Source organism: Ensifer adhaerens (assembly GCF_002940685.1).
In the GTDB taxonomy this organism is placed as follows: domain Bacteria; phylum Pseudomonadota; class Alphaproteobacteria; order Rhizobiales; family Rhizobiaceae; genus Ensifer; species Ensifer adhaerens_E.
This window is the reverse complement of the sequence record NZ_PNFP01000016.1, coordinates 14,171-30,853: the sequence shown is the minus strand read 5'-3', so window position 1 is coordinate 30,853 and position 16,683 is coordinate 14,171. Positions and strand designations below refer to the sequence as shown.

Sequence of the window (16,683 nt, the reverse complement as noted above, 5' to 3'; positions counted from 1 at the left end):
ACCCAAGGAGAGCGATGATCTCCAGTTCACATACCGCCTCGAAGTGTTTTCGCAAATGGTCCGCTTCCGCTAAAATGGCAAGCTGCGCCATTTGTGCGGGAACGAGGAGGTGTTCGGATGAACGAGGCGACGGGACAAGCGCCTGACAGTTCCGGTGCGGTGGTTCACCCGCCGGTCGCCTGGGTGCTGTCGGTGGGCGGCGGCCTCGTGCTCGACCGGCTCTACCCGCTGCCGTTCGTGCCCGAAATGGTACAGGGCGTCCTCGTCGGCGGCATCGTCTTTCTCGCCGGTCTCGCGCTTTTGATCTGGGCGGCGATGACCTTCGGCCGCGCGGGAACCGAGATCCAGATCCATCGACCGACGTCGACGATCGTCGAAGCCGGTCCCTACCGCTTCACCCGCAACCCCATCTACATGGGCATGTTCCTCGGCCTGATCGGCTTTTCCATCGTCTTTGACAGCCTGTGGCTGTTGATCCTGCTGGCGCCCTTCTATCTCGTCATCCGCCACGGCGTGGTGGCGCGCGAGGAGGCCTATCTCGAACGCAAGTTCGGCGACGTCTATCGGGCCTACAAGGCGCGCGTCAGGCGCTGGCTCTAGCGCTTGTCGCGCAAAAGTGCGCAGCGGTTTTGCGCGACAAGCGACAAATCAATACTTTAAAGCGCACCGAGCGTATCTGAAAGTTCGCGGCGCGCTTTAGATCCAAGGGTCAGGCGATGAAGCCGGAAACGCCATCCCACAGCAATTTCAATGCGGTGACGACCAGCAGCCCATAGCAGGCGCGATAGACCTGGCGCTGGTCCAGCACGCCATGCAGCCGCCAGCCCGACCATACGCCGACCGGAATGGTGAGAAGGCAAAGCGCCATCAGCGTCCAGGTGCCGATCGATGGCTGCGAAAGGATGAGCCAGGGCACCAGCTTGGTCGCGTTGCCGACGGTAAAGAACAGGCTCGTGGTTCCCGCATAGATTTCCTTGCTGAGGCCGAGAGGCAAGAGGTACATCGCCAGCGGCGGCCCGCCCGAATGGGCCACCATGGTGGTGATCCCCGAGGTGAAGCCGGCGGCAACGGCCTTTGGTCGCGACCGCGGATGCGGCGTCACCTCCGCGCCCCGGATGAGCCAGAGGCCGACAAAGGCAAGCGTGATCGCTGCCATCAGGATTGCGATCGCCCGATGGTCCAGGACACGGAACACGACGTAACCAATGCCGATACCGATCACCAGCCCGGGAACGAGCAGCACCAGGTCCGGTTTCGACCAGGTCGATGGCTTCCAGTAGCGCAAGGCAACGAGGTCCATTGCGATGAACAGCGGCGCGAGCAGACCGCCGGCCGCAACCGGATCCATCACGATCGACAGCAGCGGAATGCCGATGATGGCGAAGCCGCCGCCAAATGCGCCGCGCATGAAGCTGATCAGAAACACGCCGGCAAAGGCGACCAGAATTGTCGCAAGGGTCAGTTCCATGGCGGTGGCTCCGCGTTGACGCGCCCGCGACGCCGGAAGCGTCTCGCGTTTTTCAGTGGAAGTGGGTTGATGGGAGAAGAATGATCGCAGATAATGCTCTGTGCAATCCAAACATTGTACTCGGAGCAATAAATGTCGAACTCCGAATATATCAGGCTCGCGGACGCGGTCGCGGCGCAGATCGCGAACGGTACACTGAAGCCGGGTGACCGCCTGCCGCCGCAACGACGCTTTGCCTATGAGCACAAGATTGCCGTTTCGACCGCCAGCCGCGTCTTTTCCGAATTGCTGCGTCGCGGACTTGTCGTCGGCGAAGTGGGCCGGGGCACATTCGTCTCGGGCGAGGCCAGGCGCGGCGCGGAGGCGCTCGGCGAGCCGCGCGGCATCCGGATAGACCTGGAATTCAACTATCCAGTTCTGCCCGAACAGACCGCGCTGATCGCAAGGAGCCTCGCGGGCCTGGAAAAAGTCGCGGCCCTGGATGGCGCGCTGAGGCAGGTCACCAGCACCGGAACGACCGCGGCGCGAAGCGCGGGGGCCAAATTTCTGTCACGGGGCGGATGGGCGCCTGCGGCCGAGCAACTCGTTTTTACCGGCAACGGACGGCAGGCCATTGCCGCGGCACTCGCCGCGCTCGTCCCGACGGGCGGCCGATGCGGGGTGGAGGCATTGACCTATCCCTTCATCAAGGGGGTCGCCGTCCGCTTGGGCATCACGCTGGTGCCGCTTGCGATGGACGAGGACGGCGTGCGGCCGGACTCGGTGCTGAAGGCGCAACAGGAGGCCCGGCTCTCGGCGATCTACGTCCAGCCTGCGGCGCAGAACCCGCTCGGCACGACGATGTCGCCGGCGCGGCGGAGCGATCTGATCCGGGTCGTCGAAGCACTCGACCTCCCAGTCATCGAGGATCGCGTCTACAGTTTTCTCGAGGACGACCTGCCGCTCGCCGCGCTGGCGCCGGAAAGCTGCGTCGTCGTCGACAGCCTGTCCAAGCGGGTCGCGCCGGGCCTGTCGCTCGGCTTCATCGTCACGCCGCTGCGCTTGCGTGAAAGCATGATGGCGTCGGTGCGGTCCGGCGGCTGGTCCGCCTCCGGCTTTACCTTCGCCGCTGCCCAGCGGATCATGGCCGACGGCACCGTTGCCGAGCTGGTCAGGCTGAAGCGGCTCGACGCGCGCGCGCGCCAGAAGCTTGCGGCCGACCGCCTCTCCGGCTTCGAAGTCCAGGCCAACAGCAATTGCTTCCATCTCTGGCTGACCTTGCCGCCCCACTGGCGCTCGCAGAGTTTCGTCGTTGCAGCGGCCAGGCGCGATATCGCCCTGACGCCCTCGACGACCTTCGCTGTCATGCCCGGGCACGCGCCGAATGCCGTCAGGCTGGCGCTGGCGACCCCGACGATGGAGCAGCTCGACAGCGGCCTGCGAACATTGGCGGGGATGCTGAACGCGCGGGAGGAAGAGCTCTATTCCACGGAGTGAGCGCCCCTATTGGCCTGATCGACCCGGTCGTCGGGATGGAGCAGCGGTGCAAGCGTCCATCCCGCTGGAACACGAAAGGGGTCTCTCGTGAAGGCAGTCGAAAGCTTATCTTGGCGCCACGATACCGTGGTAGTAGTCACCGTCGCCGGCCTCGTAGTCCGCGGCGTAGCTACCACCGCCGCCGCCGGTCTGGGAGCATCCGGCGAGGGCGAGAACCATTGCCAACAGGATTGTAGCGCGCATTTATTCTACCTTTTCAATTCAACAATCACGACAGGGTTGCCGAGGTCGCATACCTAACACGCCCGGTGGAGTTTGATCGAGTGCGTGTGGCGATGACTGTCTATGGCAATGCGACGCGCCTCAAACGCACCGCGATCGCCTGTGGAAGGCGATCGTTACCGTCGGGCCACAGCCCGTGATCTTACGGGCGCATCTCCTATGTCCACCTCTTTCAGGTAGGTTGCTGAGAAAGAACATAGACTATAAGGCCCTTGACCTCACTTCCGGAACAAGGAGGACACATGACTTCGATCGAACCCGTCTATGGAACCGCGACGCTGCTGCTGATCGCGGCGGCAGCCGTCGGCCTGCTTCTTTTTCTTATCCTCCGGTTGCGTCTGCATGCCTTTGTCGCCCTGGTGCTGGTCAGTCTGTTGACCGCGCTGGTGACCGGCATCTCCTTCAAGGACGTGGTGCCGACGCTGCTGCAGGGGTTTGGCTCGACGCTTGCCTCGGTCGCGCTGCTCGTCGGTTTCGGCGCGATGATCGGGCGGATGCTGGAAGTCTCCGGCGGAGCGCAGGTGCTGGCGGATCGGCTGATCGGCCAGTTCGGGCCTGAGCGCGCGCCTCTGGCGCTCGGCGTCGCCTCGCTGCTCTTCGGCTTTCCGATCTTCTTTGACGCCGGCCTGGTGGTCATGCTGCCGATCATTTTCAGCGTCGCAAGCCGCTTCGGCGGCTCGGTGCTGCTTTATGCGTTGCCCTCGGCAGGCGCCTTCGCGGTGATGCACGCGTTTCTCCCGCCCCATCCGGGCCCGGTCGCGGCAAGCGAGTTGCTGGGGGCGGACATCGGCCTCCTCGTGCTTGTCGGCCTCGTCCTTGCCCTGCCCACATGGTATCTCGGCAGCTACATCTTCGGCCTATGGGCCGGCAAGCGCTTCGAACTGCCGGTTCCGACACTTCTCGGATCGCCGAGCGAGGCGGCGCACGACGACGTACCTCCGTCCTTCGGCACGGTGCTGCTGGTGCTGCTGCTGCCGCTCGTGCTGATCTTCCTCAATACCGGCCTTTCGACGCTGGCCGCCGCCAAGGTGATCGACGGCGGCGCATTGTGGGTCAGCATCCTGCGCATGGCCGGGCAGACGCCGGTCGCGCTGCTGATCACCGTTCTTGTCGGCATGTGGCTCTTGAGCGGCGAGCGTACGCTCAAGGACATGGAGAAGCTGATGGACGGTGCTCTTGGCCCGATCTGCGGCATCATCCTCGTTACCGGAGCCGGCGGCATGTTCGGCGGCGTGCTGCGCGCAAGCGGAATCGGGCAGGCGCTCGCCGGCAGCCTCGAGACCATCGGCATGCCGCTGATCGTCGCCGCCTTCCTCATCTCCACGGCCCTGCGCGTGGCGCAGGGTTCGGCGACCGTGGCGCTGACGACGACGGCGGGCCTGCTTGCGCCGACCGTTGCGGCCACAACGGGGCTGAGCCCCTTCGACCTGTGCTTCCTCGTCATCGCCATCGCCTGCGGTGCGACGGTGCTGAGCCACGTGAACGATTCCGGCTTCTGGCTTGTCGGCCGCTTCCTTCAGATGGACGAACGCACGACGCTCAAGACCTGGACGGTGATGGAAACCTTGCTCGGGGTGATCGGTTTCGCCTTCGCGCTCGTCGGATGGTGGCTGCTATGAGCGCGGATCTGCAGCATATCGTTGTCATGGGGGTTTCCGGCAGCGGCAAGACCACCGTCGGCGAGGCGCTGGCCGCAAGGCTCGGCTGGCGCTTTGTCGAGGGCGACAGTTTCCATCCGCCGGAAAACGTCGCCAAGATGTCGGCCGGCATTCCGCTCGATGACAACGATCGCGAGCCCTGGCTGCGGACCCTGGCGGCAGAAATAGCCAAGGACGAGGCGGCTGGCCGCCCCTCGGTGGTCGGATGTTCGGCGCTGAAGCGTGCCTATCGCGACATCCTGCGCACCGGAGCGCCGCGCGTGCGCTTCGTGCATGTGCACGGCGACCGCGCCGTGCTGGCCGACCGGCTTTCGCATCGGTCCGGGCATTTCTTCCCCGCCTCGCTGCTCGACACCCAGCTTGCAGCCCTCGAACCGCTCGGTCCGGACGAGGATGGCGTCGTCGTCGACGTGGCGCTCGCAACGGGCGAACAGGTCGAGCTCGCCTTGCGGGGACTGGGCAACTAGCCGGTTGCGGCGGTTGCGCCGCGCCGACCGGCGGGCAATAGCGTTCGCCGGTCGTGCACCGGCGTCGGCGCACGGCTTTGTCGCTGCGCAGCCGGGACCGGCGTGAAGCCGCTCGTCGGCCCGAAATCCCAATTTTCCGGGTGGTCTGCTCGGCCTTTCCGTGGGCGCGAGCGCAAGATCGATACCCCTGGGCCGGAGCCGACACAGGCGGCCGGGGGCCGTATTTGACTAGCTCAACTTAGCTACTGAATGCGTGTCTCTAACGCCCCCTCGGCAATGGGAGTATCACTTTCCTTCATCTCTTTTCGGGCCGCAGCGGCCCATCTTCGAGGGAGGATGAAATGGCACAGGACAGGGGCTCGCTCAACGGACTTGAAGCACTTCTCGGAGAGGATGAGGGAGGGTTCCTCGCCGCCGAAGCCGGCGATGCTCTCGATTTTCAAGATTTTGAGGACGAGGGCTTCAACGAACCCGAAGGCAACTACTTCGACCTCGAAGCTGAAGATTTCTCCGCCGACGGCTACGATTTCGAGGACGAGTTTACCATGGAGGCCGAGGGCGACCAGTTCCTCGGCTCGGTGTGGAAGGCAGCGAAGAAGGCAGCCAAGGTCGTGGCACCGATCGCCAAGAAGTTCGCCCCGCAGATCGGCACCGTGATCGGCGGCGCGCTCGGCGGGCCGGCCGGCGCTGCCATCGGCGGCAAGCTCGGGTCTGTCGTGCGCTCGCTCGAGGCGGAAGACGAAGGCGAGACCGAAGACGAAATGAACGCCATGATCCGCGTTCCGGCAATCGACGATCAGCTTTCCGAGGCGATGGCCGTTGCCGCGTCGAAGGCGCCCGTGAGCGATGCGCTCGCGCTGGGGTCGGCGATCACGATAACCATCTCCAGTCGCGCGCCTCTCGCCGTCAAGACGGTGACACCGGTTCTGGCAAAGGCGAGCGCCGACGTGGCCCGCCGGCTGGCTTCCACCAACGATCCGCGCGCCCGCACCCTGATCCGGACGCTGCCGACGATCCAGCGCCGCACCATCGCCACTCTCACCCGCAAGGCGCAGACGGGAAAACCGGTTACGCCGCGAACCGCCATTCGCGTCATGGCCAAGCAGGCAAACCGGACGCTGACCAATCCGAACACGATTGCGAAGGCGCTCGCGGGCAATGTCGCCAAGAAGCGGCAGATCGATCGACGCGCAGTCGCCCGGGCAGAACGCTTCTACTGAACGCTTCAACCGCAACCCAGGCTGGCGAGAACGACGATGTACGCGAGCAGCCATATGGCCCCGGCCTACACCATAGAAGTGGTGGACAGGCGCGGCGCGGCACGACCGGGGCGGTCGCAGCGCCCCGGCCGCCTCGCCGGCGCGCCGGGAGGGCACTCCGGGTCCGGACGAGAACTCGTCCTTGCCGCGGCACGGTGGGCGATCCCGCTTCTCTTGCAGCGACTGCCGGGCACCTATGCGATGCGGCTGCGCGAACGCGGCAGCGCCGAACGGCAGCATCTGGTGCGCCTCGCGCTTCGCATGGCCGCAGTCGACATGTTTTCGCGCGGGCTCGAGAAACCGGCTGCAGAGGAAGGCAGTGCCCGCCGGCTTGCCGGCTCCGTCTGGTCGAATGCAGCGGCCAGGGCCTATCTGCTTCGCAGCCTTGACCGAAGACTGGCCACGTCGGGTCGGGGTGAGGGGGTCGAGTTCGAAGACCCGAGGTCAAAGGCGGCGCGGCGCAACAGGATCGAAGCCAACCTGCGGGCGGCGCGCGACGTCAGACGTTGGGCGTCAAGGGGACAGGCGAGCAAGCAGGCGAGGTACAGCGCGCAACAGGCGCGGCAGCGACTTGCCGGCCTTGCCAGGGTCGCCTTTGCCCGGGCCGCCACCGGCAATTTGCTGACGGACCAGGCGATCGCTCGGCGCAATCCGACACTGCTGCCCTCCGAGATCGCTCAGGTCCGCGCCCGTTTTGTCGGGCTTGCCAGCGACCGCTTCGTGGCGGAATTCACGCGTCTGTTCTCGGATCCGAATGCCGGTGACGTCGCAGATGCCGGTATCAATGCAATGACGTCGGCGGCGGTTGCCGATGCGGCGCGGCGCCTCAACATCATCGATGATCGTGCCGTCCCGATGCTGGCCGACGTGGTGAACGCGGCGCTCGCGCCCCACCTGCCGGCCATGGCAAAACTTGCCATCATCGCCGCCAGCTTCGCGGTGAGGGCCGTCCCGTCGAAAGAAAGCGACGAGTTGTTCTCGGACCCGGAGATATGGCGATGAACGTCGTGGCGACGATACCGGTAGCGACGAAGGTGAAGAGCCGACCCGGCGCGGCGGCGGCCACCAGCGGCAACGCCTTGCCGTTCTTTGCCGTGCGCACGGCGGTCAATGCCAGACGCTACGTGACGGGCCTTCGAGCCTTCCGCGAGGACGAGTTCGGTTCCGGGCCTGAATCGCCCAGCCGGTCTCACATCCAGGCGGTAAACCGCCTCATCGAGGAGGCACGCAAGCGGCAGATGGTCGAGGACAGGCGGCTGGCGACGCTCGCCGGCAACATCGCGAAGGCCGGCGATTCCGGCCGCGCCCTGCTCTTGCAACTGAAGGAGCGCAACCAGGCGCTCGCCAGCGAGACGGAGAAGATCTGGGAGTTCTACCTCAACCTCTTTGGCCAGCGCATCGGCCCCTTCGGCCATTGGCTTCGCGGGATCGACCGGATCGCGCTCGATTGTTACCAGGCGGTCTATCTCGGCCTTGGGCGGGCGCGGTCGATCCCGTCTCCGGTTCCGTTTGCCTATATGGAAGCGGGGTTCGGCCCGGCGACCTATCGGCGTGGCGTGAAATTGTCCAAGCTCGGCCAGCGGCAAAATCCGTTTCCGCTGGTCAAGGTACCGTTTCATCGGCTGGTCAACCCCTGGTCGCTGGGAGCTGTGCCGCATGAGGTCGCGCACAATCTGCAGAACGACCTTGAGCTTTGGGAGATCATGCCGCATCGCATCAAGCTTGCCTTCGACCAGCACAAGCTGCCGGAGCGCAACGCGGAGGTCTGGGCGCGGTGGCACAAGGAGGCCTATGCCGATCTCGCCGGCGTGCTCCTGATTGGGCCTGCCTATGTCGGCTCGCTCATGGATGTCGTCGGACGCTCCCGCCAGCAGACCGCCGCCTATTCCGACGAGGCCGTGCACCCGACGCCGATCATCAGGGTGCCGCTCAACATCCGTCTCCTGGAGCGGATGGGGTTCGGCGAGGATGCACAGGCGTTCCGCCGGTCCTGGGACATGCTCTACCCCGCCTCCGTCTGGAGGCAGGTGCCGGACTGGGTGCGTGCGAAGTTGCCGCAGCAGATAGACGCTGCGCTCGACGCGATGTGCTTCACGAGCTTCAAGGAATATGGAGGACGGGCGCTCGCTGACGTGGTACGCTTTCAGCCCAAGCACGCAGCGCTCGTGCGAGAAGCCGCCGCGCGGCTCGAGACAGGCACCGATACAGGCGTACTTCCGGAACGTTTCTTGATTGCAGCAGCGCGCATCGCGCTGATCCGCAAGAAAGCCGCGCCGGAGATCATCCATCGCAACTTCTACGAGACGTTGGGGAGGTGACCGCAATGGCCGGGATCGAAAAGAAGTCAATCGAGAACGCGAGTTACGAGCTGGAGAACGTTTTCCATGCACTCGGTCGGCCTTTGAAGGCGCTGGGAGAGTGCCTGGGTCGACTCCATGCCTTTCTTGACGGCGTAACGGAGCGGGTCGACCACAAGGACCTGACGATTTCCCTTGAACATTTGGCAGAGAGCGTGCCGAAAGCCCTTATCCTTGAAGAAAGGGCTGAGAAGGCGGTCGCGGATGAGCGCGCCAGCAGTGCGCTCCAGAGCGTCTTGGCTCTGATCCACATGCTCCGATCCCGGGTCATCCTGTCTGACATCCGGGTCTATGGGTCCGCCGATCTGGCAAGCCTCAAGATCGATGAGAGCACGTCGATGCGCGAGGTCGAGGACGACCGCCATACTGTCGAGGGCCTGGATGAGTTGCTCGACGAACTTTCCGAGTTGACAGACAATCTGATGGCTACCGTCATCGACCTTACCCCTACCCTGACCAGCATGGCTCGTCCGGTCATCCACCCGGCGAATGAGCAGCCCGCTGCCGAGGCCATTCGTGATCTGGCGGTGATGATGGCAAGTTTCCAGGCGGGCTCCGCCCGGCCGATGGAGACCAGCCGTGCGAGCGGCCGCTTCGAAACCGTCAGCGATCAGATGATGGCGACCCTCGATGTGATGGGGCTGCCGCATGAAGGCGTCCAGTTCGGCAGCGAGGGCAAGCTGGAGTTGACGCGCAGCCGGCTGATCGACGGCCTGATGCGCAACTTCGCCTGGAAGGAGCGTGATGGTTTCCGCGTCTATTACCGGACCGATGCCGCGCCGGAGCTCCGCAGCACGGCAGATCCGTCGCAGCTGCTGAGAGGCGAGGCGTTGGTCAATTCCGAGATTCTGCGCACGGACGCGAACGCGCTGAATGCGACGATCGCGCGGTTGCCGGCGATGAACCGTTTCGAAACGGTTCGCGGGCTTTTCGACCCTGCGTCTATGCGCCGGCGGATCAAGGACGAACTCGACGCCCTGGTGGAGACCGCGCGCGATCCGCTCGGGATCAACCGGGCGCGGGCCAAATATCAGTTTCGCCGGGTGATCAGGACAATCCTTGAATATCTGGAGCTCGGCGAGATTCATACGGTTGCGAACTGGCGGAGATGTTTTACGAGCGACGACGTGCGCGAGCTCATCAGGGAACTCGTCCAGGTCATCGAAAACGACCTTGCGGCGCCGGTTTCGGCGGTCCGGGAGGAGGAGGTCGCCGCCGAACTGCGGGCCGTCTTCGGTCTTCTCTGCTCGATCGGCCGCCGGATCGTTTCGGTTCAGGAGGGCGCCCAGCGTGGTGTCAACTCGGCCCGGCTCGAGCTGGCACTGACGGCGACGCTCAGCGCCGCTGTTGCGCTCGAAGATCAACTCGAACGCACCGGCACCGACCCGATCGAGCAGGATCTGGTGCTCGTTCCGGCGCAGGAAGGATCACCCGAGACGTTCGGCGGCCTGTCTCTCGGGCAGTTCCTCGGATGGGTGCGCGCGGTCGCCGAACCGTTCTCGCGCCCGGAAAACAAGGCTGCCAACCTGCACGCCGGCGACCTCAAGATTCTCCGCTGCGAGCTTCGTTCCCTCAGGCAGGCGGCTGAGCAATTCGTCTCCGGTGCGGGCAGCCTGAGCTTCTCGGTTCGGCTGCCCGGGCCGATACGGCAGCTGGTCGAACTGAAGTACCTGCTGGACAAAGCGCTCAATGCTGCCGATGCGATGGCTGCGGCCTTGACCATTGAAAAGGCTTAGGAGGACGCGAGATGGCAACCGAACTTACGAATCTGGGCGGTCTCAACGATCTGCTGGGGCGGCTGCAGCGACTGCGTTCGCAAATGGTCCGCGATGCCCGGGACGAACTGGCCAAAACGCCGGCGCAGGCCGAACTGATCAACCAGTACATCACGGAGGCCGAGGAGGCGATCTACGAGACGTTGAAGCGGGCGCCCGGCCAACCGGGTACCGACGGCGGTCTCGGCCGCATGATCGGTCTTGGCGAACAGGTGGCGTCCACCTTGAACGAGGTCCGTCCGGCGCCGCTGGTTCCCGCCTATGACGACCAGATCAGCCGCGAGCGGCTGACGGCCGTCGGCGATCTCTACTACATTTACCAGCATGAGCGCGCCGGCGTGTTCCGGTCGATCCTGAAGCTGCAGCAACTGTTCCAGTCCGGCGAGATCCGCCTTTCCGACGGCAGGGGTGCGCTCTCGCTTTACCAGTACGATCGCAAGCGCGTGCTGCGGTATACGCAGAGGGAGCGGCGTTCGGCCTACCGCAAGGTCTTCGGCTACACGGAGGTGGCGCCGCCGTCCGGTGCCGAGCCGAACATCGCGTTCCATGCACTTCTGAGCAATTTCTGCCAGCACGTTTCGCGCTTCTTCGAGGACAAGCGCGTGTCTGAAGTCCTGCGTCCCGACGGCATCCGCGAGACCTTCGGCAGCATGGCCGTCGTTCGACGGTCCGGACTCGACCTTCGGCACAATCTCAAGCAGGTGTCCTACGGCCATGTCGCCGTGCTGCGCAGCGAAGTCATGGTTCTCCTGCAGGAGGCCTTCGACATCCTGGGCTCCGACGACGTCATCAACCTGTTCGGCGCCGACAATGCCTGGGATGTGCTCGAGGAGATCTCGAAGCGGTATCTGCGCGAGATTCCGGTCACCTCGCAGCGCAGCCGCATGGCCGTCACCGGCCGCGAGATCTTGCGCTGGCTGTCGGAAGATTACCTGCTGACGACCGTGCGCATCGATTTCGAGTCCCTGCTTGAGGCGATCGTGGACGCCTGCGACGACTGGCTGACAAGTGCGGAGTCCGTGGGGCTTCGGCAGAATCCCAAGTTGAATGGCGGGAACGTGGTTACGTTCGAACCGGCGCGAGGCCGGGGCAAGTCCATCCTCGGCGGCATCAACTACACCTGAGAGGATCGTGACCGGGGTCGAAATCCGGCAAAAAGCGTAGAGTTATTTCATTCGTTTGGGAGGGCCGAATGGCACGGATATCATCGGCATCAGTACCGGAGGAAAGAACATCGTTTGCATCCTCCCTGCCGCTGGCGAGCAGGAGCCCGAGCTTGCCGCCGGACCTGGCCACGCCGCCTTCTCTGTTTCGCGATCGCTGCTCATATCTGTCCCCACGGGAGCAGGAGATCGCCCGTCTGGTTGCAAGCGGCATGGCGAACAAGGAGATCGGCCTTGCTCTCGGCATCAGCCATTGGACAGTTTCCGCGCATCTGCGACGTATTTTTCTCAAACTGGAGATCGATCGCCGTATCGATCTCTGCATCCTTTATCGGGCGACAGTTGCGAGGAGCGAACGCCCGCCCAATGGGGTATCTCGCGCATAACATCGCTTAGTTGTGTCTCGGCTTTGCGTACATTGCAGGCGCAGCCCCGATGCGCGAGCACTGGCGGAGGGGAGTGGGGGTCGAACCCACCCGGGACAGGCTCGCTGCCCCAACCGGATTTGAAGTCCGGCCGTCCCACCGGAGACGATTCCCTTCCTCAGCGTGAAAACAGGTCGCTGCGATGGGGATTTATGCGACGCAAGTCTCCCCGGCGCAAGGTCAGGCCGAGCCGATCGAAGAAGTCGAGGATCTCGATCGCGACCTTGCGGCCGTTGTGCACCCGGTCGCGGAAGGCGGGTGCGGTGAACCAGCCATCGTCCGTCTCCGCTGCGACGTCGAGCACGATATCTGCCATTTCCTCCACGACCGTGCGGGCGAAGAAGTGATCGTGCGCGATCTCGTGAACCTGCCCGAGTTTCTGGGCGAGCTTCAAGACCCGCCGCACGTCGCGCTCGTCGGCGCCAAGCAGAGGCACAAGATCGCGCACCCGCGGCGGCCGGAAGCGGCTCTCGCCAATGAGCTGCGGATGAATGCGTTGCCAGAGGCTTTCGTCGGCAGGCGTCAGCCGGACCACGTGGCCCGGCAGCCGCAGGAAAGCGCCGTCGAGCACGATACGGCCCGCCGCTGCTTCGGCCTTGAGGAATGTCAGGAACGTAGGCTTTGCCAGGCGCGGCTTCAGCGAAAGCCGGAGCTTCTCGCGGCCGATGCCGGCCAGGTCGGGGTTCTCGGCGTGGAACGCTGAGAGTGTGTCGGTCAGGCTCGCCCGCAATCGGTGAAGGGCCGCGGAAGAGAATGCGTGGTCGCCGACGACCTCGGCCCCGGCGTCCGTGAGCAGGCGGGGCAGTGTCTGTTCGCCGAGGCCGCGGTCGCGCAGGAAGGCCGAAAGTTCGATCGGGGCAAGCTCGATCAGAGCCGCCAGCGCCGCCGCCGGGTCCTGGTTGTCCGATGCGGCGAGGACATTCAGCCGCTCCGGTGTGCCGCGCTTTCGCGCCGGCGGACGCAGGTCGAGAAAACGGCCGCCGCCGATCGTCCGGCTGGCCGAGGTGTCGCGCAGGATGAAGCGGTCGCCGATCGTCGCGGCAATGGGGCGATCGAGAACCAGTTGCACCAGACCTTCTGTTCCGGCATCGAGCGGGCCGGCAAGGGGCACGATCCGCGCCCCGACTTCTGTCGCATGGCTGTGCAGCCGCACGGGAAACCAGGTGCCGATCGGCTTGGCTTCCGAAGCGAGCACATGGAGCGTCGCATCGATCCGGTCGGTCGGGGCGTGCAGCGGTGGGGCCAGGATGACGTCGCCGCGCCGGATTGCGTCCTTCGTCACGCGCTCGCCGGCAAGGTTCAGCGCGCAGCGCTGGCCGGCAAGCCCTTCAGCTGCCTTCCGGTTCTGCGCATGGATGCCGCGCACGCGGGCCACAAGGCCGGACGGACTGACGGTGACGGTATCGTCGAGCGTCACGCGGCCGCCAAGGACCATGCCTGTCACCACGGTGCCGGCGCCTGAAAGCGTAAAACTGCGGTCGACGGCAAAGCGCAGCAGGCCGGTGTCGTTGCGCGCTGCGGTTTCCGCTTCGGCGGCGGCAAGTGCCGCGCTGAGAGTGTCGATACCTTCGCCGGTCAATGCGGAGACGGCAATGATGGGCGCACCCGCAAGCCCGGTGCCGGAAAGCGCCGCGCGGATCTCCGTTTTCACTTCCGCGCGTCGCTCCGGTCCGGCGAGATCGGCCTTGGTGAGCGCGACGATGCCCCGTTCGCTGCCCAGCAGGTCGAGGATGGCGAGATGCTCGCGCGTCTGCGGCATGACGCCATCGTCGGCGGCGACAACGAGCAGCGCGAAATCGATGCCGCCGGCGCCGGCAAGCATGGTGTGGATCAGCCGCTCGTGACCCGGCACGTCGACGAAGCCGGTGACCGTGCCGCCGCCGAGGTCGGCATAGGCAAAGCCAAGGTCGATGGTGATGCCGCGGGCCTTCTCTTCGGCAAGGCGATCGGCATCGGTGCCGGTGAGCGCTTTCACGAGCGCCGTCTTGCCGTGGTCGATATGCCCTGCGGTTCCGACGATCATAGCGCCGCCAGGGCCTCGATCAGTATCTGATCGCTCTGAAGGCAGCGTAGATCGAGGATCAGCGCGCCATCGCGGATGTAGCCGATCACCGGCAAAGGAAGGCCGCGGAGCCGTGCCGAAAGCCGTTCCGGCGCATCGCCGCCACTGCCTGTCAACCTGAGGCCGGCGCTCGGGACGGTATCGACCGGCAAGGCGCCGGAGCCGACCTGGCTCTGGCAAGCGCAGCGCGCCGCCGAGTAGCCGTGCGGTTGGAGCAGCGCATCGATTGCCGGCGCAAGCCGGGTCGCTTGCGCGGCGATTTCGGCCTGCGGCCGGGTGAGGAAACGCAATGTTGGCAGGCGTTCCCCAAGCCGGTCGGGATCGCGATAAAGTCTCAGCGTCGCCTCCAGCGCGGCGATGCGGATCTTGTCGAGGCGGACGGCGCGTTTTAGCGGATTGCGGTTGATGGCAGCGATCAGGTCGCGCTTCCCGACGATAAAGCCCGCCTGCGGGCCGCCGAGCAGCTTGTCGCCGGAGAAGGTGACGAGATCAGCACCTTCGGCGACCGCTTCCGCGACGGTCGGTTCACGCCGCAGCCCGAAGGTGGAGAGATCGACCAGCGAACCGGAGCCGAGGTCGTTGAGAAGCGGGACACCGCCCTTGCGCGCAATCTCGGCCAGCCTCGGCGCCGGCACTTCGGCGGTAAAACCCTCGATCCGGTAATTGGACGTGTGGACCTTGAGGATGACGCCGGTTTCCGGCCCGATCGCGCCTTCGTAGTCGCGCGGGTGGGTGCGGTTGGTGGTGCCCACTTCCACCAGTTTTGCGCCGGCGCGGGCCATGATATCGGGCATGCGGAAGGCGCCGCCGATTTCGATCAACTCGCCCCGCGAGACGATCGCCTCGCGGCCTTCGCTGAGCGTGTTGAGTGCGATCAGGACCGCGGCGGCGTTGTTGTTGACGATGGTGGCATCTTCGGAGCCGGTCAGTTCGCAGAGCAGGCCGCGCAGATGGTCGTCGCGCTGACCCCGCCCGCCGCCCGAAAGGTCGAACTCCAGCGCCAGCGGGTTGGCCATAGCGGCGGTTGCGGCGCTGACGGCTTCCTCGGCCAGAATGGCACGGCCGAGATTGGTGTGCAGCACCGTGCCCGTGAGGTTCAAGAGCGGTCGAAGAGCGGAGCGGGCGGCAGCCGCCAGGTCCTCGGCAACACGGCGTGGCAGCTCGGTCGCGAGCGCTGCCCCATCCTCGCCCGCACGGATTTTTGCTCGCGCAATCTCGAGCCCGGCGCGCACGGCGGTGACGACGGCAAGGCGGCCATATTCTTCAGTCAGCAGCAGCCCCTCTGGCGAGGTCAGCATCTGGTCGACCGAGGGAAGCACGCGAAAATCCGGCATCAATAGCCCACGAGATAGGGGTTGAAGCCGCCGCGGCGGAACTCGGTTTCCTTCATCAGGATATCGAGGCCGAGGCTGCCGACGTCATCGGCGATCGGATCCAGGCTCGGGTTCTTCACCTGGTAGAAGATCTTGACCCAGGCGTGGCATTCCCGGCAGGTCTCGGCTTTCACCGTCGCCTCCGATGTCTCGACCGAGCGGTAGCTGATGCCCTTGGTCGAGCCGCAACAGAGGCACTTTACCCGCACTTCGTTCCATTGCGTGCCGCAGCAGGCGCAGGCGGCATAGCGGACGTTCTCGACGCCCTGCGCGCCCATCACGGACGAGGTGGCCGGCCGGCCGCCGCAAGCGGGACAGACGCCGAGCGCGACAGGGACGAGCGCTTCCGCATCGAGCGCCGCGGCGAGCCGCGCCATGTGCACCTGCACCGCGGCTGCGACGAAGAGATGGGGTGCGGCGCTGTCGTCGGGAATCTGATCGGAGAGAATATTTGCAAGCAGCCAGCGCCGATCATCGACGCTTGCCGCCCGCACCGCATCAAGCGCCAGGCGGGCGGGTTCGGGCATCGCGATCTCGACGGCACCGTCGAGCAGCGCGCCGAGCGTTGCGGCAAGCTCGGGATCGCCGGCAAATGCAGTCCGGTCGATCGGTGGCATTGCGGCGCGCATTGCCTCGACGATGCGCGCCGAAGAGGGTGGGGAGACGGGCGGAAGGGTTGCCGCAAGCCGCGCCTGCAGTTTGGAAAGGGCTGAGAGGAAGGTGAGATAAGGCGCGAGCGCATTGCTTTCGGCAAGAAACGCGAAGCGGCGCGCGCGCGTCTGGAACAGTTTGACTGGCTCGGGCAGGAGAGTAAGGGGCGGTGTCGGCACGCCGCCGATGAGGGAGGGATCGGGTTGAACGTCTTCTGCCATCGCATCTCCGGCAATCCGGCCGCAAGGCCGGATCAAGCAGCATTCA

General features: G+C 65.2%; 15 protein-coding genes and 1 tRNA gene. 10 read left to right on the top strand and 6 right to left on the bottom strand.

Annotation, left to right across the window (positions count from 1 at the left end; translation table 11 throughout):
• Positions 1–117 precede the first annotated feature (117 nt).
• On the top strand, positions 118–600 hold the full coding sequence (locus tag C1A35_RS27070; protein ID WP_104667339.1) for a methyltransferase family protein: 483 nt from the start codon (positions 118–120) through the stop codon (positions 598–600).
• A gap of 109 nt (positions 601–709) precedes the next feature.
• On the opposite strand, the gene C1A35_RS27065 is transcribed toward C1A35_RS27070, so the two are convergent.
• Positions 710–1,468 carry a sulfite exporter TauE/SafE family protein gene (locus C1A35_RS27065; RefSeq protein WP_104667338.1) on the bottom strand — a complete coding sequence of 253 codons (759 nt, stop codon included), beginning with the start codon at positions 1,466–1,468 and terminating at the stop codon, positions 710–712.
• Between the two features lie 132 nt (positions 1,469–1,600).
• Between C1A35_RS27065 and C1A35_RS27060 the strand changes: the two genes are divergently transcribed.
• Entirely contained in the window at positions 1,601–2,944 is a 1,344-nt protein-coding gene (locus C1A35_RS27060) for an aminotransferase-like domain-containing protein (protein WP_104667337.1), read from the top strand.
• A 105-nt stretch (positions 2,945–3,049) separates the two neighbouring features.
• Here the strand turns inward: C1A35_RS27060 and C1A35_RS36095 are convergent, their stop codons facing one another.
• On the bottom strand, positions 3,050–3,187 hold the full coding sequence (locus C1A35_RS36095; protein ID WP_158665177.1) for a hypothetical protein: 138 nt from the start codon (positions 3,185–3,187) through the stop codon (positions 3,050–3,052).
• Positions 3,188–3,468: 281 nt separating this feature from the next.
• On the opposite strand from C1A35_RS36095, the gene C1A35_RS27055 reads away from it, so the two are divergent.
• From C1A35_RS27055 to C1A35_RS27020, 8 genes are all read left to right on the top strand, one after another.
• On the top strand, positions 3,469–4,845 hold the full coding sequence (locus tag C1A35_RS27055; RefSeq protein WP_104667336.1) for a GntP family permease: 1,377 nt from the start codon (positions 3,469–3,471) through the stop codon (positions 4,843–4,845).
• Positions 4,842–5,351, top strand: a complete 510-nt coding sequence (locus tag C1A35_RS27050) for a gluconokinase (protein ID WP_104667335.1) — start codon at positions 4,842–4,844, stop codon at positions 5,349–5,351. The genes C1A35_RS27055 and C1A35_RS27050 overlap by 4 nt, the downstream gene beginning before the upstream one ends.
• 341 nt (positions 5,352–5,692) lie before the next feature.
• The gene (locus C1A35_RS27045) at positions 5,693–6,571 is read left to right on the top strand and encodes a hypothetical protein (protein WP_104667334.1); all 879 of its coding nucleotides are present in this window, start codon (positions 5,693–5,695) and stop codon (positions 6,569–6,571) included.
• Positions 6,572–6,607: 36 nt separating this feature from the next.
• Positions 6,608–7,612, top strand: coding sequence for a hypothetical protein (locus C1A35_RS27040; protein WP_104667333.1), 1,005 nt, complete (start codon positions 6,608–6,610; stop codon positions 7,610–7,612).
• A complete protein-coding gene (locus tag C1A35_RS27035) occupies positions 7,609–8,928 on the top strand; it encodes a hypothetical protein (protein ID WP_104667332.1) in 1,320 nt (439 codons plus the stop codon). The genes C1A35_RS27040 and C1A35_RS27035 overlap by 4 nt, the downstream gene beginning before the upstream one ends.
• Positions 8,929–8,933: 5 nt before the next feature.
• The gene (locus C1A35_RS27030; RefSeq protein WP_104667331.1) at positions 8,934–10,703 is read left to right on the top strand and encodes a hypothetical protein; all 1,770 of its coding nucleotides are present in this window, start codon (positions 8,934–8,936) and stop codon (positions 10,701–10,703) included.
• A gap of 11 nt (positions 10,704–10,714) precedes the next feature.
• Complete coding sequence (locus C1A35_RS27025) at positions 10,715–11,866, top strand: hypothetical protein (RefSeq protein ID WP_104667330.1); 1,152 nt, start codon at positions 10,715–10,717, stop codon at positions 11,864–11,866.
• Between the two features lie 152 nt (positions 11,867–12,018).
• Positions 12,019–12,291 (top strand): helix-turn-helix domain-containing protein, encoded by a 273-nt coding sequence (locus C1A35_RS27020; protein WP_234823029.1) that lies wholly within the window; start codon positions 12,019–12,021, stop codon positions 12,289–12,291.
• Between the two features lie 61 nt (positions 12,292–12,352).
• On the opposite strand, the gene C1A35_RS36090 is transcribed toward C1A35_RS27020, so the two are convergent.
• From C1A35_RS36090 to fdhE, 4 genes are all read right to left on the bottom strand, one after another.
• Positions 12,353–12,448 (bottom strand) — tRNA-Sec (locus C1A35_RS36090).
• The gene (selB, locus tag C1A35_RS27015; RefSeq protein WP_104667328.1) at positions 12,449–14,353 is read right to left on the bottom strand and encodes a selenocysteine-specific translation elongation factor; all 1,905 of its coding nucleotides are present in this window, start codon (positions 14,351–14,353) and stop codon (positions 12,449–12,451) included.
• A complete protein-coding gene (gene selA / locus C1A35_RS27010; protein ID WP_104667327.1) occupies positions 14,350–15,726 on the bottom strand; it encodes an L-seryl-tRNA(Sec) selenium transferase in 1,377 nt (458 codons plus the stop codon). The genes selB and selA overlap by 4 nt, the downstream gene beginning before the upstream one ends.
• Positions 15,726–16,637: a formate dehydrogenase accessory protein FdhE gene (gene fdhE / locus C1A35_RS27005; protein WP_104667326.1), complete on the bottom strand. Its 912-nt coding sequence runs from the start codon at positions 16,635–16,637 to the stop codon at positions 15,726–15,728. Before fdhE ends, selA begins: the two co-directional genes overlap by 1 nt.
• Positions 16,638–16,683 lie beyond the last annotated feature (46 nt).